The 19,134-nt window shown below is 49.0% G+C and carries 19 protein-coding genes; 14 read left to right on the forward strand and 5 right to left on the reverse strand.

The window, feature by feature from the left end; translation table 11 throughout:
* Nucleotides 1-212 precede the first annotated feature (212 nt).
* Nucleotides 213-899 carry a proteobacterial dedicated sortase system response regulator gene (gene pdsR / locus L4174_RS19600; RefSeq protein ID WP_248142190.1) on the forward strand — a complete coding sequence of 229 codons (687 nt, stop codon included), beginning with the start codon at nucleotides 213-215 and terminating at the stop codon, nucleotides 897-899.
* Nucleotides 887-3,088, forward strand: coding sequence for a proteobacterial dedicated sortase system histidine kinase (gene pdsS / locus L4174_RS19605; protein ID WP_248142189.1), 2,202 nt, complete (start codon nucleotides 887-889; stop codon nucleotides 3,086-3,088). Before pdsR ends, pdsS begins: the two co-directional genes overlap by 13 nt.
* A gap of 22 nt (nucleotides 3,089-3,110) precedes the next feature.
* Here pdsS and L4174_RS19610 read toward each other — a convergent pair whose 3' ends face one another.
* Nucleotides 3,111-3,404, reverse strand: a complete 294-nt coding sequence (locus tag L4174_RS19610; protein ID WP_248142188.1) for a hypothetical protein — start codon at nucleotides 3,402-3,404, stop codon at nucleotides 3,111-3,113.
* A gap of 210 nt (nucleotides 3,405-3,614) precedes the next feature.
* On the opposite strand from L4174_RS19610, the gene L4174_RS19615 reads away from it, so the two are divergent.
* The 4 genes from L4174_RS19615 (at nucleotide 3,615) to L4174_RS19630 (ending at nucleotide 6,197) form a co-directional block, all read left to right on the forward strand.
* A complete protein-coding gene (locus L4174_RS19615; RefSeq protein WP_248142187.1) occupies nucleotides 3,615-4,526 on the forward strand; it encodes a DUF368 domain-containing protein in 912 nt (303 codons plus the stop codon).
* 131 nt (nucleotides 4,527-4,657) lie between these two features.
* Complete coding sequence (locus L4174_RS19620; RefSeq protein ID WP_248142186.1) at nucleotides 4,658-5,119, forward strand: hypothetical protein; 462 nt, start codon at nucleotides 4,658-4,660, stop codon at nucleotides 5,117-5,119.
* Nucleotides 5,116-5,709 (forward strand): SCO family protein, encoded by a 594-nt coding sequence (locus tag L4174_RS19625; RefSeq protein ID WP_248142185.1) that lies wholly within the window; start codon nucleotides 5,116-5,118, stop codon nucleotides 5,707-5,709. The genes L4174_RS19620 and L4174_RS19625 overlap by 4 nt, the downstream gene beginning before the upstream one ends.
* A gap of 224 nt (nucleotides 5,710-5,933) precedes the next feature.
* Complete coding sequence (locus tag L4174_RS19630; protein ID WP_027251090.1) at nucleotides 5,934-6,197, forward strand: Lpp/OprI family alanine-zipper lipoprotein; 264 nt, start codon at nucleotides 5,934-5,936, stop codon at nucleotides 6,195-6,197.
* A gap of 106 nt (nucleotides 6,198-6,303) precedes the next feature.
* Here L4174_RS19630 and L4174_RS19635 read toward each other — a convergent pair whose 3' ends face one another.
* Both L4174_RS19635 and L4174_RS19640 read right to left on the reverse strand, forming a co-directional pair.
* Complete coding sequence (locus L4174_RS19635) at nucleotides 6,304-7,212, reverse strand: L,D-transpeptidase family protein (protein WP_371929432.1); 909 nt, start codon at nucleotides 7,210-7,212, stop codon at nucleotides 6,304-6,306.
* 347 nt (nucleotides 7,213-7,559) lie between these two features.
* Nucleotides 7,560-8,684: a fatty acid desaturase gene (locus L4174_RS19640; protein ID WP_248142184.1), complete on the reverse strand. Its 1,125-nt coding sequence runs from the start codon at nucleotides 8,682-8,684 to the stop codon at nucleotides 7,560-7,562.
* A 206-nt stretch (nucleotides 8,685-8,890) separates the two neighbouring features.
* Between L4174_RS19640 and L4174_RS19645 the strand changes: the two genes are divergently transcribed.
* From L4174_RS19645 to L4174_RS19660, 4 genes are all read left to right on the forward strand, one after another.
* On the forward strand, nucleotides 8,891-9,583 hold the full coding sequence (locus L4174_RS19645) for a cupin domain-containing protein (protein ID WP_248142183.1): 693 nt from the start codon (nucleotides 8,891-8,893) through the stop codon (nucleotides 9,581-9,583).
* A gap of 96 nt (nucleotides 9,584-9,679) precedes the next feature.
* Nucleotides 9,680-10,690 carry a protein-methionine-sulfoxide reductase catalytic subunit MsrP gene (gene msrP, locus L4174_RS19650; RefSeq protein ID WP_248142182.1) on the forward strand — a complete coding sequence of 337 codons (1,011 nt, stop codon included), beginning with the start codon at nucleotides 9,680-9,682 and terminating at the stop codon, nucleotides 10,688-10,690.
* Entirely contained in the window at nucleotides 10,690-11,346 is a 657-nt protein-coding gene (gene msrQ, locus L4174_RS19655; RefSeq protein WP_248142181.1) for a protein-methionine-sulfoxide reductase heme-binding subunit MsrQ, read from the forward strand. The genes msrP and msrQ overlap by 1 nt, the downstream gene beginning before the upstream one ends.
* 269 nt (nucleotides 11,347-11,615) lie before the next feature.
* The gene (locus L4174_RS19660) at nucleotides 11,616-12,263 is read left to right on the forward strand and encodes a hypothetical protein (RefSeq protein WP_248142180.1); all 648 of its coding nucleotides are present in this window, start codon (nucleotides 11,616-11,618) and stop codon (nucleotides 12,261-12,263) included.
* Between the two features lie 183 nt (nucleotides 12,264-12,446).
* Here L4174_RS19660 and L4174_RS19665 read toward each other — a convergent pair whose 3' ends face one another.
* Nucleotides 12,447-13,286: an isopenicillin N synthase family oxygenase gene (locus L4174_RS19665; protein WP_248142179.1), complete on the reverse strand. Its 840-nt coding sequence runs from the start codon at nucleotides 13,284-13,286 to the stop codon at nucleotides 12,447-12,449.
* 258 nt (nucleotides 13,287-13,544) lie between these two features.
* Nucleotides 13,545-13,847 (reverse strand): hypothetical protein, encoded by a 303-nt coding sequence (locus tag L4174_RS19670; RefSeq protein WP_248142178.1) that lies wholly within the window; start codon nucleotides 13,845-13,847, stop codon nucleotides 13,545-13,547.
* A 679-nt stretch (nucleotides 13,848-14,526) separates the two neighbouring features.
* Here L4174_RS19670 and L4174_RS19675 point away from each other — a divergent pair.
* The 4 genes from L4174_RS19675 (at nucleotide 14,527) to L4174_RS19690 (ending at nucleotide 18,614) form a co-directional block, all read left to right on the forward strand.
* Nucleotides 14,527-15,171: a glutathione S-transferase family protein gene (locus tag L4174_RS19675; RefSeq protein ID WP_248142177.1), complete on the forward strand. Its 645-nt coding sequence runs from the start codon at nucleotides 14,527-14,529 to the stop codon at nucleotides 15,169-15,171.
* A 372-nt stretch (nucleotides 15,172-15,543) separates the two neighbouring features.
* Complete coding sequence (locus L4174_RS19680) at nucleotides 15,544-16,245, forward strand: glycosyltransferase family 2 protein (RefSeq protein ID WP_254589148.1); 702 nt, start codon at nucleotides 15,544-15,546, stop codon at nucleotides 16,243-16,245.
* Nucleotides 16,238-16,939, forward strand: a complete 702-nt coding sequence (locus tag L4174_RS19685; RefSeq protein ID WP_248142175.1) for a TVP38/TMEM64 family protein — start codon at nucleotides 16,238-16,240, stop codon at nucleotides 16,937-16,939. The genes L4174_RS19680 and L4174_RS19685 overlap by 8 nt, the downstream gene beginning before the upstream one ends.
* The gene (locus L4174_RS19690; protein ID WP_248142174.1) at nucleotides 16,893-18,614 is read left to right on the forward strand and encodes a glycosyltransferase family 39 protein; all 1,722 of its coding nucleotides are present in this window, start codon (nucleotides 16,893-16,895) and stop codon (nucleotides 18,612-18,614) included. Before L4174_RS19685 ends, L4174_RS19690 begins: the two co-directional genes overlap by 47 nt.
* The last annotated feature ends 520 nt before the right edge of the window (nucleotides 18,615-19,134 follow it).

A 19,134-nucleotide genomic window follows, 5' to 3' on the forward strand; every position in this document is an offset into this window, starting at 1 on the left:
TGAAACAGTCTCCGAGAGCCATCAGGCTGTGCTCGTCTGTCGATGAGTGAATTAAACCAAAGAGTTCGGGCAGCCGAAGGGAGGAAAAAAGGCAATGTGCTGATGAATTGTGGCAAGAAAATGGCAATTGCAATTCGGGCCGGATTTGGACTTTTTTAGCCCGGAAGTTGCGGTATAGTCTGCAATATCCAACTGCATAATTGATGTCACCAATGAAACACATAGCGATTGTTGAAGACGAAACCGCGATTCGCGAAAATTACATAGATGTGCTGAAAAAGCACGGCTACAACGTTCATGGATATGCCGACCGGCAACAAGCTCAGGCTGCATTTGATGTGAAACTACCGGATCTAGCCATTATTGATATTGGCTTAGGTCATGAAATCGACGGGGGATTTGCACTGTGCCAGTCATTACGCGCGCTCTCCCCGACGCTGCCAATTATATTTCTGACGGCCAGAGACAGCGACTTTGATACGGTTTGCGGACTTCGTATGGGCGCCGATGATTACCTGACCAAAGACATCAGCCTGCCCCATCTGATGGCCCGGATTGCAGCACTTTTCCGCCGGAGTGAACTTCTGGCTTCACCGACTACAGAAGACACACTTCTGTATCGTGAAGAGCTGACTATCGATCAAAACAAAATGCAGATTTTCTGGCGTTCCGAGCCCGTGGATCTGACGGTAACCGAGTTCTGGATGGTCTACGCACTGGCGAAGCGCCCCGGACATGTCAGAAGCCGCCAGGATCTGATGGATGATGCCAGAGTGGTTGTCGATGACAGCACAATTACGTCGCACGTCAAACGGATCCGGAAAAAATTTATGCAATGTGATCCCAGCTTCGACCAGATTCACACTGTCTACGGCATGGGGTACAGATGGGGAGCCTGATCACACGCCTGACAGCAGGACTGCGGCTCAAGATCATTATCATCACCAGCCTGTTACTGACCTTACCCTGGTTCGGCTACCGGTTTGTGCTGGAAATGGAAAAACTGCTGCGTCAGGGGCAGGAACAGACGCTGATTGGCACTGCCAGAGCCATTGCAACTGCACTGAACGAACGTCCGGCACTGTTCAGCCAGCAAGCCAATTTTCTGCCCCGGGTTCAGCAGGGACGGGATCTGTACGTCTATGATCTGCCAGCTGCCATTCAAGTGGACGGTCATCTGGATGACTGGCCTTCAGACATGGGCGCAAAGATGCACTATTACGGTCATCCTTATGTACTGTTCAGCCAGCAGGTCTATCCGAAGGGGTACACTGATTTTTACCTGATAACCGCCCGTCATCAGCAAGAGATCTATGCCGCCCTGAAAGTGAACGACCCGCATCTCGTTCTTCGGCGGACAGGCAGCAATCGTGTTGACAGAAATGATCACCTGACACTGGCATTGACAACGCCCGAGGGCAAATTTGAACGCTATCTCATTGCACTGGAAGCCAGCGGACTGACCTCTGTCTGGCTGATAAGTGACAATCCGGACACGCAGGAATCCTTCTTACCCGTAACAAACGTCACAGCCAGCTGGCAGCCTTCCGATACAGGCTACACACTCGAAATCGCACTTCCGGCGGATCTGTTGGGCCAGCAGATGGCTGTCGCCATCCATAATGTTGACCATGCCACCAAACGAGACGTTGAAAGCATTATCGCAACCGCAAACACAAAGTCTGCTGATACTTTAGGTCCGGTCCTGCTGCCATCACCGGACATTGAACAGATCGTCAAGGGCATGGGACACAGCAGTTCCCGGATCTGGGTTCTGGATCGCCACCAGCGTGTACTGGCGCAGTCCGGTGATATTCAGCATTCAAACGGGGTCTGGGCTACCTCAATTCGCTATGACGAAGAGGAACATGGTCTGGGCTCTTGGCTGGAACAGTATCTCCTGCGCCCGCTCTATTACACCTTTCTCCTCTCAGATCCCGTGCCTTTTGATGATCAGCCTGCCAATCCAGCCATGATTCAAGGGGTTCACGTCGATCAGGCACTTCATGGCCGCGGGTATGCGCACTGGCGCCCGTCCTCAGACGGAAAAGCCATGATTCTGTCAGCAGCCTATCCGATTTGGCTGAATGACACAGTGATGGGCGCAGTGGTTGTTGAAGAATCGACGCAGGGCGTACAAACCCTGAAAAACAGAGCGCTGGAGAAGCTGTTCAATGTCCTGTTAGCCATTATTCTGATTGCAGCTATTATTCTGTTTCTCTTTGCGTCCAGTCTGTCCAGCCGGATTCGCCGTTTGCGTGATCAGGCGGAACAATCCATCGATGCTCAGGGGCGTATCCGGGATGCGATTGTCTCTTCCTCTTCCCGGGATGAAATCGGAGATTTATCGCGCAGTCTGGCAAATATGGTCAGCCGTCTAGGACAGTACAATCACTACCTCGAAAACCTGTCGTCACGGCTGTCGCATGAGCTGCGCACACCTGTGGCCGTTGTCCGCTCTTCACTGGATAACCTGGCGATGTCACAGCAACATGGAGAAGACGAAAAACGTTATATCGACCGAGCACAGGACGGTATCCGTCGGTTGGGTACCATTTTGTCCAGCATGACGGAGGCAACCCGGATAGAACAGAGCCTTCAGGGCGCTGACATGGAAAGATTTGCTTTCAATGAACTCGTCAGTGGCTGCATGCAGGGTTATCAGCTGGCATTCCGGCAACATCAGTTCCGCGTTCAAATTCCGGAATCCCCCGTCTTCATTGAGGGAGCGCCGGACTTTCTGGCACAGTTACTGGACAAACTGATCGCCAACGCCACAGAATTCTCTCCGGTAGGCCCCCCCATCGAGGTGACACTGTCACAAAAGAATCATCTTGCTGTTCTGACGGTCAGCAATCAAGGCCCGCTCCTGCCGCAAGATATGACGGATCAGTTACTGCATTCAATGGTTTCAGTACGCAGCCAGCAGCACCAAGCCAAGCCCCATCTGGGACTCGGACTCTTCATTGCCAGATTGATCGCTGAATATCACGCAGGACAGATCGCCATCCGGAACCGAACCGACGGCCAGGGTGTTATCGTCACCATCACTTTGCCACTGAGCGAGTCAGCAGCAAAACTGTCTTAGAATGATTAATGCGAACAGCCGGTTATTCCGGCTGTTCATCAAGGGTATCAACAGAAGGTTGAGATGCCGGGATATCTTCTGAAGAGGTTTCTGCCGGCAATTCAGTATCCGCCTGAGCCATCACCTCTTCTTCTTTGGCGTACATAGTCAGATACTGGTTTTCACACACACTGGTCGTGACTCTGTCTGAACCATAGGTCTCAGTACACCGCTCCATATATTCTTCATAAGACATCAAACGGCTTTCAGACTGGGCGCCCGCGACGAACACTCCGGAAACAACCAGCGTCGCTGTCATCACACTGTTCCATTTCATCTTGCTTACCTCTACTGCAGCATGGGCCGTACAGACTCATACTTAGAGTTAAGCAAAAAGCCGGCAAAAAACGATCGATTCTGCAATAAATGACAATGATTTCACCTTGTGTCCCACGGAACAGACTTTGTTTCAACAAAGTGCTCATACCGTTTTGACACGAAGGCGGTATAATGCCTCCACTTTCATAAAAATTAATTCTGAGTCCTCATGAGCAACGTGTTTACTTTTTTAAAAGGATTAGCGATGGGCGCGGCAGACGTCGTTCCCGGCGTCTCCGGTGGTACGATCGCTTTTATCACGGGTATTTATGACACCCTGCTTGAAAGCATTCGTCGTATTAATCCAAGCCTGATCCGCCTGGCGCGGCAACAGGGCCTGAAAGCGGTACTGAACCACATTAATGCCGGTTTTCTGATTGTCTTACTGACCGGTATTCTCACCAGCATCCTGACGCTGGCGCGCGTGATTACCTGGATGCTGCACACCCACCCGATTCCGTTGTGGTCGTTTTTCTTTGGTCTGATCCTGATTTCAGCCGTGCACATGTTTAAACAGGTGCAGGATTGGGGCCCCACCCGTCTGCTCAGTCTGCTGCTGGGTGTTGCTTTTGCCTATGGCATTACCGTGCTTCACCCGATCGATATGTCACCCACCAGCATAAATGTAGTACTCGCTGGTTCAATCGCGATCTGCGCTATGATTTTGCCCGGCATTTCCGGCAGCTTTATTCTGCTGCTACTGGGTATGTACGCGCCGATACTGGCCGCTGCAAAATCGTTACAACTGGGGACTCTGGGTCTGTTTGCTACCGGCTGTGTGATTGGTCTGCTGTGCTTCTCACACCTGCTGTCGTGGTTACTCCGCAATTACCGTGACCTCACCCTGACTTTCCTGACCGGCCTGATGCTGGGCACACTGAACAAAGTCTGGCCGTGGAAAGAAACTCTGACCTGGCGGACCAACTCAAGTGGTGAGCAGGTGCCGCTGATCGAGCACAACCTGTCACCATTCAGCTTTGAGCAAATCACCGGCCATCCGGCTCTGCTGGGATACGCCATTGCTGCGATGGTACTGGGTATTTTGCTGGTCTGGGGACTGGAAAAATTTGCTGAGGAATAACTTCTCGCATAAGAAATCCTTCATCACAGGCCACCTTCGGGTGGCCTGACTTTTATCAGGCTGCGACAGAGGAGGAAAGCGTGCTACCATACAGGCGTTTTTTGTTTACACCTGATGACTTTGGGGGATAAATGTCCCACACGCTCCAATTCAAAACATGGTCTGTGCCATTCAAACTGATCCTGGCCTTCGGACTGGGATTTGCCGCAATTGAGTGGCTGCCTGGGCTGGTAACTCAATCGTCAGAATTCGACAGCGCCCTTGCCTGCCAGCTGAGTCAGCAACACTGTCAGCAGCAGGATGCCGTCATTCAGATGAGTGATGATATCGTCCGCCCCTTACAACCCACCACAATCACAGTTCAGTGGCCGCAACTGCCTGCAGAAACGAAAGCCTTACGGCTGACGCTTGAAGGCCGTGAAATGATGATGGGTCAGTATCAGTTACAATTAACGCGCCAGCCGGATAACAGCTTTTCAGGTGAACTCCTGCTTCCTTTCTGCACCGAAAATGCCATGACCTGGCAAGGGAGTATCACCCCGGATTCTGGTTCCTTTTCACCGCTATACGTTTCCCTGAGGATGACACAGTGAAATATCAATGGATTATCCTGGCCGTTGCTCTGATTGCCGGCCTCGCTACCCGTTACTTTGTCGATAACCACGATGCCAATGTCGCTGCAGCGGAGCAATCCAGCGGCCAGCTGGAAAGCGGCAAAGACACGATCAACCTGTTCAACACCGATGATGATCGTCTGCGCGTTGTCTATTTTGGTTATACGCACTGCCCGGATGTCTGCCCGACTTCTCTTGCTATCCTGGGCGCTGCGCTAAAAGCCGTGTCACAGGAACAACTCAATAAAGTCTGGCCGGTATTTATTACATTAGACCCGGAAAGAGACACACCGGAAAAAAGCGCTCAATACGCGCAATATTTCCATAAAGATATTACCGGGATGACGGGAACTCAGTCGCAAACACAATTATTGGCGAAGAAATATGGCGTGCTCTATATGAAAACAGCTCAGGAAGACTCGGCGCTGGAATATTCTGTCGACCACAGCTCTTATTTTTACCTGCTGAAACCAGACGGCACCCTGATGGAAAAAGTCCCGCACACTTTAAATCCGAATATTCTGGTAGACGCCATCGCGAAGAATGAACGTCTCTTATTTGAGAATTAACCAATAAGATTTGACATATCATTCACATAGGTTGCATTGACTCAGAAAGCGAAAAGCCGCATTCTTGCTGTCGCCCACGGGCTTTTTCTCGTCTTTGAGAGAATTTTTTTTGGGAAAAAAGCTTCTTGGATGAGCAATTTGAATAACATATGCCATACTAACTCTGCCGACTGAAAAATTTTACACTCGGTCTGTAGTGGCAAAACAAAGGAGAAGAAAGAAAAATGAACCGTTCATTATCTATCCTTACTGGTATCATTCTGAGTGCAACTTTGATTGGCTGTTCCAGCTCAGATGAAGTAGACCAAATGCAACAATTAACCAACAAAGTAGATATGCTTTCTGACCAAGTAGGCGCTCTGCAAAGTCAGCAAGATCAGATGGCCGGCGCAGTCAATGACGCTCGTGCATCTGCTGATGCTGCTTATCAGGAAGCAATGCGTGCTAACCAACGTATCGACAATATGGCTAGCTCGTATCGTAAGTAAGTCAACCGACAAAAAGAGTGGGGCCTGCGCTCCACTCTTTTTTTATGCCTGTTAAAAAAGAAGGCCGCAATTGCGGCCTTTTTTCGTCATCCTTTCATCATCAGATTCAGTCCAATGCGACCGGGATGCCTTCCTGCGATTCCAAAGCCTGCGACAGCTTTGAAACAGCCTGATGATCACTCTCCACTGCATTGACCAGTGAACGCGGCGGGTTCACAACCTTCGCAGTTCCGGCTTCAGCTTCGCTCTTAGACAGAGGCTGATGCACTTCAACATACAAACTGCCGTCTGGCTCACGGGTTTCTTTCAAAGGCTGATTGATCACCCTGACCTTTGTCCCCTGATTCACCCGGGGGAAAAGCCATTCAATATCCCAGGGATTCATACGGATACAGCCTGAACTCACCCGCATGCCAATCCCAAAATCTTTATTGGTTCCGTGAATCAGATACTCACCCCGGCTGTGTGCCAGACGCATCGCATACTCACCCAGCGGGTTATCCGGACCAGCCGGGATGACCGCAGGTAATTCAATACCGCGTTCTTCTCTGTACTCTTTGCGGATATTCGCCGTTGGTGTCCAGGTCGGGCCAACAATCTTCTGACTGATCGACGTCGTCATCACCGGTGTTTCACGCCCAATCCGGCCGATACCAATAGGGAATACATAGACGGAGTCTTTGTTCGGCGGGAAATAGTAAAGACGCAGCTCAGCCAGGTTAATCACGATCCCTTCATGGGGAACATCCGGCAAAATGAGCTGGGTCGGAATCGTCAGCATCGTGCCAGGTTCCGGCAAAAACGGATCCACACCTTTGTTCGCTTCCATTACGGCCAGGAAGCCAACATCAAAGTAGTTCGCGATATCAGCGATACTCTCTTTTTCATTTTCAGGGACCTGATAATACTCCACGGAACCAACCAGCTTGCTGCCGTTGGCTGGCAGTGGGTATTCAATAGCATTTGCTCCCATTGAAGCTAAGCCAATCAAAGTACAAAGCAATGTACGATACACGGATGCGCCTCCAAATCGATGGTGTCTGTTAGGGGATCAGTCACGATTCACTTGATTTTTCACCCAAAAAGCTGGAAACAGACTCTTAATTATTATGGCAAAGTTTGATCTTTACTCAGTCAGTGACACGACTTTTCTCATTTATGACACAAACTGAGATGACCATCACTCAATCGCAAGATTACAAATTTAATGCCAGTGTACTTCTGTCCGGTATCCATCGAGTCAGATTCACGTCAAAAAAGTGGCGCTAATAAAGAATATTTTTATGAAATAGAGGAAGCAGATAACAAAAAAAGCGGGCAATGCCCGCTTTACTGTACAACGATTAAAGTTTTCAGACTGGCTCAGGCATACTGTGCCGTCAGTGATTTCCAGGAGCGTCGCTGCTGTTCCAGCCGGGCTTTCATCTCCTGATATTGCTGAACAATCTCCAGACTTTCATACTGCGCTCGCAATGTCTGTTTTTTCGCTTCCAGCACCTGCTTTTTCGTAGCGTAGTAGTCAGAAATCTTCTGCATTAATATTTCGTATTCAGATTCAACTTTCTGCAGCACAGCCAGACTGTCTGAACGTTCATTCAAACGCGCCTGCATCCGTTTCAGCATCATGGTCGCTTTGGCTTTTTCTATTTTATCCTCCGGGCAGGTCCGCAGGTTTCGCGCCATGCCCAGCCACGCTAAAGTGCGGATCAGCCATTTGGTCGGATCAAACTGCCACCAGCGAATACCGTTCCGGTAGTCATTCTCGAAGATATGGTGGTAATTATGATATCCCTCACCAAAGGTCAGGAAGGCCAGGAAACCATTATCCCGGGCGGTGTTTTTATCGGTATAAGGCTGTGCACCCCAGATATGGGCCAGTGAATTGATAAAAAAGGTTGTATGGTGACTCAATACCAGACGCACAACGCCCACAAGAAGCAGTGCTCCCCAGACATCACCATGCAGTAAACCGAAAAGCAGCGGAATACCAAAGTTCGTCGCGATTGCTAGCGGTACATAATATTTGTGCTGCCACATGACAATCTTATCTTTTTGCAGATCACGGCAGTTCTTGTAATCCGTGTACCGGTGTGCCTGATATTCCCGCAGCATCCATCCGATATGGCTGTAAAAGAAACCCAGTTTCGCGGAATACGGGTCAACATCGTTGTTATCAACATGCTTGTGGTGAATCCGATGATCAGACGACCAGTGCAGGATACTGTTCTGCAACGCAAAAGCGCCGCCAATCGCATAAATAAAACGCACCACAGCATTCGCTTCATAAGCTTTGTGTGACCAGAGTCTGTGATAACCGGCAGTGATAGACATGCCACAGTAACTGAATGCAGCAAGCAGCATCAGCCCCTGTTGCCAGTCAAAACCAACGAAATATGCGTATAAGGGAGCACCGACCGCAGCAATTGCAAACGTGACGGTAAAGATCATTACATTCAGCCAGATAATCGGCGGTTTGGGATGTGCCATGTCATTCTCAGTCATTCAGCGTACAACTGTGCGCCAGAATACCAGTGTTCCCGCTCAGGTCAATCGTAAAACTCTGCGATTTGCTGCTCCGTATCACATGCTTGCATTCTGTGTGCGCCAAAAACAGTCAATCCAAGAGACTGCCTCAGCCTGGCCAGTGCTTGACTACACTATAGGGGAAACACAGACAATCCGGAGAAATCACCATGGAACCGCGATCAGACGCCCCCTTCCAACCCATCAATATGGACAGAAATCAGCGTGTGGTCATCAATACCCTGGCACAGGACTGGACACCTTCGCCGGCCTCCGGTGTCTGGCGTATCCAGCTGGAGCGGGAGGCAGCAGAAGCAGGGCAAGTCACCAGCATTGTCCGCTATGAACCCGACACACACTTTTCATCCCATTACCATCCGAACGGTGAAGAAATATTTGTCGTCAACGGCATCTTCGAAGATGAATTCGGCACCTATCCTGCGGGGACTTATCTGCGAAACCCTGCCCGAACCCGTCATGCGCCGGCCAGCCAAAGTGGCTGCATGCTCTATGTCAAACTGAACATGTTTCCCGAGGGTGATCAGGAAACGCTGAGAATCGACACGCATAATGCACGATGGCAGCCCGGCCATTACACCGGACAATCCGTCCTGCCCCTGCACGGTTTCGGTTCAGATAAAACCATCATGATTCAATGGCAAGCCGGTGCCAGCCTGCCGAAACAGATTTACGAAAGCGGCCTGGAACTTTTCATTCTGGCCGGCAGTTTTCAGGACGAATGGGGTGAATACCGGCAAGGCTACTGGCTTCGAACACCACCAGGCAGTTATCACCACCCGGCAACGCAGGAAGGATGCCTTCTGCTGGTCAAAACCGGCCACTTCCCGCACGAGCAGACCTGATCAAAGGTCTGCTTTTTTCCAAACTCATGAAATTTATCCGCGATGTCCGGGTCATGTCTAACACACCTGTCTTTAACTGCTGTCAAAGGAAATCCAATGATTATCAAGTCCAAGCCGTCATGGGCTATCAGGGAAAGTGATGTCACACCAGAATCTGTCTACCATCAACGACGTGACATTCTGAAAAAACTGGGCATTACACTTGCGACGCTGCCTCTGGCCACTCAGGCGCAGGCCGGTCTGTTCGATGTTTTCAGCAGTGATGACAAAATCCCGGATCGTCGCCGGGCTTTACAAGCCCGTCAATCGGCGCAGTTTCACCCAAACCTGTCTTTAACACCTGAAGACAAAATCCTGAAATACAATAATTTTTATGAATTCGGCACTGATAAATCCGATCCGGCTGAGCGGGCGGCCAACTTTATCACTGACCCATGGCAAGTTGAGATCGGCGGTATGGTCTCCCGCCCTGTTACGCTGGATTACGATGATATTTTCAAACGCTATCCGATTGAAGAGCGAATCTATCGGTTACGTTGTGTGGAAGCCTGGTCGATGAACGTTCCCTGGATTGGCTTTCCGCTGGCATCATTGCTCAGACAGGCCCAGCCGACCAGCAACGCAAAATATGTGGCCTTTCAGACACTCTATGATCCGAAACGTATGCCGGGACAGGCGTCCAGAAGGATCGGGGGTGGTATCAACTACCCTTATGTCGAAGGTTTGCGTCTGGATGAAGCCATGCACCCGCTGACCCTGATCGCGGTTGGCCTGTATGGCAAAACGCTGGCACCGCAAAATGGCGCGCCGCTGCGCCTGGTTGTGCCCTGGAAATACGGCTTTAAGAGTATTAAATCGATTGTCAAAATTACGCTGACCGACAAACAACCACCTACAACCTGGAATCAGATAGCTCCAAATGAGTATGGCTTCTATGCCAATGTGAATCCGAAGGTGGATCACCCCCGGTGGAGTCAGGCCAGTGAACGATTCATCGGCGAAGGGAATCTGTTCAGCACCCGTCGTCAGCCCACTCAAATGTTCAACGGTTACGCGAGTGAAGTCGCCAGTCTGTACAAAGGGATGGATCTGAGGAAATTTTATTAATGCAAAAACCTACATTCAGCCTCAAAAGCATCAGGCTCAAACCCGGACATATCACCGCCATCAAGACCGTGATTCATTTGGTTTCGCTGAGTTTTCTCGCCTTATTGATCTTCAGGGCGTTCAGCGAACAACTGGGCGCCGATCCGGTACAGGGATTGAGTCACTTTACCGGCAAGGCTGCATTGAACACACTATTCATCACACTGCTGATCTCACCGATTGCAAAATGGTGGAAACAGGGGGCACTGGTGAAAGTTCGCCGGGTTTTGGGCCTCTACAGCTTTTTCTGGGCGCTCTTGCATTTACTGGTTTACGTCCTGCTTGACCTGAATCTGAACTGGTCCCTTCTGGCCAGTGAAATTGCGAAGCGACCTTATCTGACAATCGGAGCCGTCTGCTGGCTGATCCTGTTTGCTCTGGCGATCACTTCAACCCAGGGCATGCAAAGGCGTTTGGGGAAACGCTGGCAACAACTACATTACTGGGTGTATCTGGCGGTCCTGCTGGCTCCGATTCATTATTACTGGTCGGTAAAATCCAATATTACAGAGCCAGCTCTTTATCTGGTTGGAGCTTTGATTTTACTGAGCTTCCGTCGGAAAACGTTCAGACGCTGGCTCCCCAGATTTTTCACTCAGACATCCCCTGAAACCTGATCACCGAATCATCAATGGCAGGCAAAACGCTAAGAAAGCGGGAAGATGAAGTCATCTCCCGCTTTTTCTTCATCGGTGTTTGTATGAACATCACACGGATACACTGCTCTTATCAGGGGCAAAGCGCGAAAATGGCTGGTCAGATGCATAAATTTGATACAGCTTCAGGTTATTCAGCCACATAACACTTTTCTGCCACCCAGTCTGGCAATATGATAGTGACACAATGAAGGCCGTCTTTGATCCAGCCCTGCATAAGGTTTACGTTTTTGATCAACAAGTTTATCAGCGTCAGTATCGAGCAATTCCAGACTGACTGCTTACAGCTTTGTACACAACACTATCCCACGGTCCACAACCGTGGCATGCGTGATCGCCATTTAGGACGGCTCATGTGCCGCCGTATTCTGGCAACACTCGAAAACGAAGGCATTGAAGCCAGCCTTGAACAACTGCAAAACGACGACGTGATGATGCCGCCTATTTTTCGGATACAGACGCCCGAAAACACCCTGTGGGTCATCGCACATCGTTTACAGAGTGCGAACACGGCACGACGCTCTGCACTCTTCCAGGCAATCGAACTGACGCTCAGCCACTTGAATCACAATGAGAATAATCAACTGTTGCTGCTTGCTGACCACTGGTTTGACCGCAGCAAAGCCAGCAAACAGCTCGCTTCCTGGTGGTTGGGACAAATGCCGGCCAATATTCAGGGGTATCTTCAGGACGGCATCAAACTGATTCCCAGTGAGCAGACTCTGGGCGAACAGCTTGAAAGACAGTTTGGTCTGTCTGAAGGCGATACCTGCATGCTGCATCCTTTGAAAAGACTGCACAGTCAGCAAACTTTGCACCGTTATGCAGTGATGACCGCCTATTTTACCCGCGTATCCATGTCCGTATCCATGTCATAGACCGCTTTCATTCGCACGACATCCACCCAATGTTTCAGTACCACAGCTGTTTCAGTACCACAGCCGCATAACAGCACCATGCAATCCCATATATGTCATTCCTGAGGCGCAGCACTTCCCGTTGCTATATGAATTCCAATAAAAAACGCCAGCTCGAAAAGCTGGCGTTTTTTATCGTCAAAATCAGATCAGGCCCAGTTCTTTCAGGCGCTCCATCAGATAACTATGAGCGGTGTACTTTTCAGAAAGAACAACCTCAGGTTTCGGATGCAGGAACAAAGGCAGAGAAATACGTGATTTCGTTTTATCTGTGCCTTCCGGGTTAATCACACGGTGTGTGGTTGACGGGAAGTAACCCCCGGAAGCTTCCTGAAGCATATCGCCGATATTAATAATCAGGTTGCCGAACTCACATGGAACATCCAGCCAATCACCGTTTTTCGCTTGCACCTGTAAACCCGGCTCATTTGCTGATGGGAGTACGGTAAGCAAGTTGATATCTTCATGCGCACCGGCACGAACTGCACCCAGCTCTTCATCCCCTTTCAGCGGCGGATAATGCAGCACACGCAGCAACGTACTGTCACTGTTTTCAATCATGCTCGACAGCGACTGCGAATACAGGACAGAAACTTCAGCAGGCGAGTGTTTTTCAACCCAGGATAACAGCGTAGAAGCCAGCGCATTAGCCTGGTCATAATAATTCTGCAGCTCTGCTTTCAGTTCTTCAGGACACTGACCCCAAGGGTAATAGTGGAAAAATTCTTTGATGTCTTTCTGAGTGTGACCTTTTGCCGTTTCAGAAACTTCAGACGGGAACAATCCATCCTGTGTTTCAACGTTGAAGCGGTAGTCATACTTTTCTTCAGAATCGAAAAAACGTTGCCAGTTTTCGTAAATTGAACTGACCAGTTCCTGTTGCAGCGGGTGATTTTTCAGGACACCGAAACCGGTCTCGCGCAGAGATTCAACAAAACGTTCCTGTGCGTCGGGTGCGGTAAAATCAATAGCTTCTAATTTCATTGTGTTCTTCTTTTATACGGTAGGGCGTAGATTTTCTTGATGCCTTTTTCGCATCATGTGGAGGGAATTCTAGACGTTCACCCTAACGTGAACAACCCACAAGTCAGAGCCTGACAGAAACAGAGAGTTGATAGAAATGGACAATCAAACGATTGCCTAACCGATTGCGCTTCAGGTTGAAACACTTCCAGGATGCGACACAAATAAAAACCCTGCCGAAGCAGGGTTTGCATTTCTGATTTTGATGCTGATAATCCGTCACAGATCACGCATTAGCAACTCAAATTCATCTTCTGCAAGTTCGATTAATTTGGCCAGTTCCCGGGCATCATCACTGGTCATATCAACTTGCCAGCGTACACATTCACCACCGGCATGATTGCGGCAAACTAACTCAGTTCTTTTGCCGTTCGATAAAAAGGAAAGTTCCTCGAACTCTGCCTCAAACTTATCATGTTCTTCCATGATTTCTACTTCTAGAAAGCCAGTCGGGATAACTCTGACATCCAAATGATAACCCTTACCGCCTGGCATCAGGTATTGCCGGTGTTCAGCTAACATCCTCCTTTCCTCCACTCTGTTGACTCGCAACTAATAGTGTAGTCAAAGATTCTGAAGCGCGAGTAAATTCTTCCCGTCGCAAGCATTGGCTAACATCAGGAAAAATAAGGTTTTTCCGCAACATTCCAGAAAATATTCAAACCTTATCAAAAACGATAATCGGCTGAAACTGTCAAGTTATTCTAGGTCATCACATGGGTACTCAATACTTTGGCTTCAGGCAAATCTCAGCTGCCACACCAGCAATCAATCAGATTGCACACCATACATACACGACTTACTGATGATCCATTGTCATCAATTCTTCATATCAGTGAAGTCTGTCTTTCACAAAACACATGATTCAATCCTGAGACAGACGGGTAAATCTTCTCTGGCATCCATCCCCAAAAAGGCAGACGACAACCACATAGATGGACCTGATCTTTGCATGTCGGTTACAACTTGCATCAGACATCACAGAGATAAATGAATCGCAAGCCAGCAGAAAACACTGCAAGCCGTTTTAATCTCAGCTTTTGTGACACAACGCCTGTTTCTTTGCTCATGTCACTAAAAGGCTCGACTACAGTGGATATATAACCAGACACACAAACGTTCAATGAATCGATTTATTTTTCGTATCTGAACCTCTTCGGGCGCAATAAAAATTACCTGATAAAGAATGAAGGAGCTGGCTATGACCACTGTCTATGGAGTGCAATTTTCTCCTTTCGTCAGAAAGGTGCTTCTGGTTTTGCAAGTAAAAGGAGTTCCCTACTCAAATCCTCAGGTGAACCCGATGGATCCGCCAAAAGACTTTGAGCGGGTCAGTCCGCTGGGCAAGATTCCCGCTTTCGAAGATGACAAAGTCCTGCTTGCTGATTCTGCTGTCATTTGTGATTACCTCGAACAGCGATATCCGGAGAACCCTCTCTGCCCCAGTGATTTGGTCGAACGTGCGAGGGTCAAATGGCTGGAAAAATATGCGGATACCGAGGTGGTTTCTGCACTTGGCCCGATTTTCTTTGAGCGCGTACTGAAGCCTTTAGTCTTACAGCAAATGCCGGATGAAGAGAAAATCAGCAACATTATGTCTCAATCGATTCCGAGCATTTTTGACTATTTGAATAACCAGTTACACGGGAAGAAAAAGTTCCTGCACGGCAATGAATTGACGATCGCAGACATTGCAACCACGACTCATTTCATCAATCTGAGCTATTCAAAGATAGAAGTCGATGCGACAAAATGGCCAAACCTGGCATCCTACCTGAAACAGATGACTGAATTACCCTTATTCAAATCATTTATTGAAAGCGACCAGCTGTTATACGCCGAATAACAGACATTCAATTCATATCACAATCAGGCAGTAAATAGACTGCCTGATTGATTCATCCAATGAATACATGTGCTTGTAAGAAGAATTATTCTTATTTCATGAAACACCAAATATTACGTTGCATCATTCAAACACCAAAAAACCGACGTACCTCTCAGCCATCCGTTTGATTTGTCTGCTATAGATATAAATAATTCATTCCCGAGAAGGATAATAAAACATTCAAACACCGCTGATATGCTGGTGCTTGACCCGACTTGATTTGAATCATGCTGATAGCCAAGTATGGAACGCTGTTTTATGCATTACATGGAGTAAAATGCTGTGCCCTACCCGTTTATTTCTGCAGTGATACCCGCCAAAGATGAAGCAATGAACCTGCCGAAACTTTTGGATGAAGTCGTCGCCTCGTTAACCGGTCTCTGCCATTTTGAGATCGTTGTCGTTGATGACGGTAGTTCTGACAATACCTATTCAACCTGTGAGGATTGGGGAAAATCTCATTCGGATATCCTGCTCACTATCGTGAAACATCAGCGTTCTGTCGGTCAAAGTACTGCATTATTGTCCGCTGTGAATCAGGCTCAGGGCAAATGGATCGTCACCATGGATGGCGACGGGCAAAACGATCCCGCTGATATCCCCGCTTTGCTGGAAGCTGCGGCACAACAACAGCAATCTCATTTCTGTATCGCCGGATTCCGGCATAACCGGCAAGATACTGAGTGGAAACGCTTTCAGTCCCGTTTCGCCAACGCCATTCGTCAGGCGGTACTGAAAGATGGCGTGAAAGACACCGGATGCGGCCTGAAACTCATCCCCAGAGAAACCTATCTGGCCTTACCATACTTTGACCACATGCACCGCTTTCTTCCGGCACTGATCCGTCGTCTGGGCGGTGAAGTGGCTGTTGTCCCGGTCAATCATCGTGGCCGTTGGGGCGGTACATCCAAATACAATGCGCTCAACCGTGCGTGGGTTGGACTGGTCGATATGATGGGCGTGGTCTGGCTCAGCCGACGTGCCAGAAATCCGCTTATCGAAAAAATCAGTCAGTCAGGCGCAAATGAATAAATTGTATGTCAAAGCAGTGATCACCCTCTGTGGCCTGTTGTTGCTCTATCTCATCATTCGCAATGACTGGATTCCGCCGCTGAGTGATCACCACGTCATCGCGCAATGGCTGGACCATGCAGGCCTCCTGAAATGGCTGTCACTCTATCTTTCAGCGATCCTGTTCATTGGCATCGGCGGCCCCCGTCAGGCAATTGCTTTTTTGTTTGGCTTTCTGCTGGGCGGACCTGTGGGCGTTATCGCAGCCCTGGTGGTCAGTTTAATCGGTTCGCTGTGCTGCTTTTATATGGCGCGTTCAGTCCTCCACCCCATGCTGGAGCGACGTTTTTCCAAGTATCTGCAAGTCTTTGAGAAGTCACTGCAACGTAATGCCACGTTAAAGATCATGGTGATTCGACTGCTCCCTGTCGGCAGTAACTTATTTACGAATCTGTTTTCAGGTGCCTGTAACCTTCGGATCAGTGCATTTGTGTTGGGTTCTGTTATCGGCTTCTTACCGCAGACAGCGGTATTCGCTATGGCTGGCTCAGGGGTACGACTCTCCGACCATAACCAAATGACAGTCAGCATTTTGCTGTTTGCCATTTCCAGTGCGCTGGGCATTTATCTCTATTTCCACCGGGAAAAAACGACCAAGGATGCGACGAATGCTATCAAATCCGGCTCAAAACATTACGACAACAGAACAAGATAAATCGTGGGATAGTCTGACTATCCTGCTGTTTGCAATCGCCATCCTTCTGCTTTTCTGGGGCATTGGCTGGCGCTCTCCCTGGCCGGCGGACGAACCCCGTTTTGCCGAAGTCGCCAGAGAAATGGTGGCGACCGGACACTGGTTTTTCCCGATGCGGGGTGGAGAACTGTATCCGGATAAACCCCCGGTTTTCATGTGGAGCATTGCCCTGTTTTACTGGCTGACCGGTAATCTGAAACTGGCTTTTTTGCTGCCGAATGCGCTCTGTGGGCTGCTGACGCTTACTCTGGTCTGGGATTTAGCACGTCGCCTGTGGGGGAACAAAACTGCCCGTACGGCGTTGTTTCTGCTCATGCTGGCGCCTCAGTTTTTCATTCAGGCCAAAAATGCCCAGATTGATGCCATGGTCGCCTGCTGGATTACTGTGTCGTGCTATTGCCTGATCCGCCACTTTTTTCTGGCCCCTAACTGGCGCTTATATTATCTCGCCTGGGCCATGATGGGACTGGGTGTCATCACCAAAGGCGTTGGCTTTTTACCCGCGTTAATGCTCATTCCTATTGCGATCTACGCTTTTCCGCAACGAAAAGAACTACCGCCGGCTTTTCAGAAAAAGGCCTGGTTCGGACCACTGTTCATGCTGGCCGTTATTCTTGCCTGGCTGATTCCATTGCTGCTCATCACCAGTGGCAGTGACGATCCTCAGTTCCAGGCCTACCGCGATAACATCCTGTTCAAACAAACCGCAGAACGCTATGCAAACTCACTTGGTCATGTGCAGCCCTGGCACTATTTCATTTCATCCGTAATCCCCGTGTTCTGGTTTCCGTTACCATTTATGGTCATCGCATTCTGGAAATCACTTCGTGAAAGCTGGAAACAGTATCCGGTTATCTGGGTCATCCTCAGCTGGGTTGTGCTCGTGGTCCTTTTCTTCAGTCTCAGTCCCGGTAAACGAGGCGTCTATGTGCTCCCCGCACTGCCAATGTTTGCACTCGCACTGAGTCCGGCAGTCAATCTGCTGGATCACAAACGTTGGCTGCACTGGCTGATGGTCGGATTGATGACGTTAATCGGCGTTGTTATGTTTGCCGGCGGGATTGCAGGAATTGCCCAAATTGAAAAAGCAGTCCGTGAACTTGAAGAGCAAACTCTGCAAGCGGGCCTGATGCTTTTCACCTGCGGATTGATCTGGTTGGGGACACTCTGGTTCAGACGCAACAAAAATGCATATCTGACCCTGGGGGGACTTCTGGCCGTAACCTGGCTGATTTTTGCCAGCTGGGGATATCATTTGCTTGACCCAAATCGTACCCCGAAAGCGCTGATGGCTAACATCGCACATACAATTGGTACTGATGCTGAGCTCGGTTTAGTGAACTTTAAGGAGCAGCATATCCTGTTCTCTCCCGTGACCGTCACTCATTTCAGTTATCTGGCTCCCATACAGGAACAGGAAGAAAGGGCTTGGGCCTGGTTACATGACAGCCCGAACCGATACATTCTTATTCCCGATTCAGCCAGTGTCCGCTGTTTTACCCTCAGCAAAGGCCAGAACATGGGAGAAGCCCACCGGAGGCACTGGATCCTTTTTGATGCCACCACGGCAGAGCCCCAATGCGATGCGCCAGAAAGCATGCGTAAATTTGTCACGCAGCGTCCCTACCCCTGGTGAAATACCACCGTACATAACAACAGCCTGGCGTGTTCGCTCCAGGCTGTTTAATTTCCCTACTATTTTCAGCAAATAATCCGTCTGGTTGTTTTTCAGACAAAGCAATCGACAATATCAACCTGAAGCTTCCCCTTTCAATTCTCCAGCCACTCCCAAAAGCTCTCTGAAAATGACCATGAGCAGTTCAAACCAATTGAACATACAAATCACGAATCAAAAACAACACTTCCATCTCCTTTGAAATGAATCATCTTGCACATCAGTTTTCCGGCGAGTAATATTCACTCATTTTCACAAAAACTGGGAGTAATGTTTTAATTTCAGATGGTTAACCTTTAATCAACACATACTAAATAAGCATTTATCAATTCAGGTTATACAAATATCATGACACGAAGATACCGAAAATTCTGGCCATCAACCTTGATGCTCACTTCAATTTTTTTATTGCCCTCTTTTACGTTTGCATCACTGACTTCAACCAATACCAAAATCATTTCATCAAAACATTCAGACCTTC

The sequence above is a fragment of the Photobacterium sp. CCB-ST2H9 genome, assembly GCF_023151555.2.
Lineage (GTDB): Bacteria > Pseudomonadota > Gammaproteobacteria > Enterobacterales > Vibrionaceae > Photobacterium.

Coding starts and splice junctions, on each gene's coding strand:
- pdsR (WP_248142190.1), top strand. CDS start 213: ATGAAACACATAGCGATTGTTGAAGACGAAACCGCGATTCGCGAAAAT.
- pdsS (WP_248142189.1), top strand. CDS start 887: ATGGGGAGCCTGATCACACGCCTGACAGCAGGACTGCGGCTCAAGATC.
- L4174_RS19610 (WP_248142188.1), bottom strand. CDS start 3,404: ATGAAATGGAACAGTGTGATGACAGCGACGCTGGTTGTTTCCGGAGTG.
- L4174_RS19615 (WP_248142187.1), top strand. CDS start 3,615: ATGAGCAACGTGTTTACTTTTTTAAAAGGATTAGCGATGGGCGCGGCA.
- L4174_RS19620 (WP_248142186.1), top strand. CDS start 4,658: ATGTCCCACACGCTCCAATTCAAAACATGGTCTGTGCCATTCAAACTG.
- L4174_RS19630 (WP_027251090.1), top strand. CDS start 5,934: ATGAACCGTTCATTATCTATCCTTACTGGTATCATTCTGAGTGCAACT.
- L4174_RS19640 (WP_248142184.1), bottom strand. CDS start 8,684: ATGGCACATCCCAAACCGCCGATTATCTGGCTGAATGTAATGATCTTT.
- L4174_RS19645 (WP_248142183.1), top strand. CDS start 8,891: ATGGAACCGCGATCAGACGCCCCCTTCCAACCCATCAATATGGACAGA.
- msrP (WP_248142182.1), top strand. CDS start 9,680: ATGATTATCAAGTCCAAGCCGTCATGGGCTATCAGGGAAAGTGATGTC.
- msrQ (WP_248142181.1), top strand. CDS start 10,690: ATGCAAAAACCTACATTCAGCCTCAAAAGCATCAGGCTCAAACCCGGA.
- L4174_RS19665 (WP_248142179.1), bottom strand. CDS start 13,286: ATGAAATTAGAAGCTATTGATTTTACCGCACCCGACGCACAGGAACGT.
- L4174_RS19670 (WP_248142178.1), bottom strand. CDS start 13,847: ATGTTAGCTGAACACCGGCAATACCTGATGCCAGGCGGTAAGGGTTAT.
- L4174_RS19675 (WP_248142177.1), top strand. CDS start 14,527: ATGACCACTGTCTATGGAGTGCAATTTTCTCCTTTCGTCAGAAAGGTG.
- L4174_RS19680 (WP_254589148.1), top strand. CDS start 15,544: ATGAACCTGCCGAAACTTTTGGATGAAGTCGTCGCCTCGTTAACCGGT.
- L4174_RS19685 (WP_248142175.1), top strand. CDS start 16,238: ATGAATAAATTGTATGTCAAAGCAGTGATCACCCTCTGTGGCCTGTTG.
- L4174_RS19690 (WP_248142174.1), top strand. CDS start 16,893: ATGCTATCAAATCCGGCTCAAAACATTACGACAACAGAACAAGATAAA.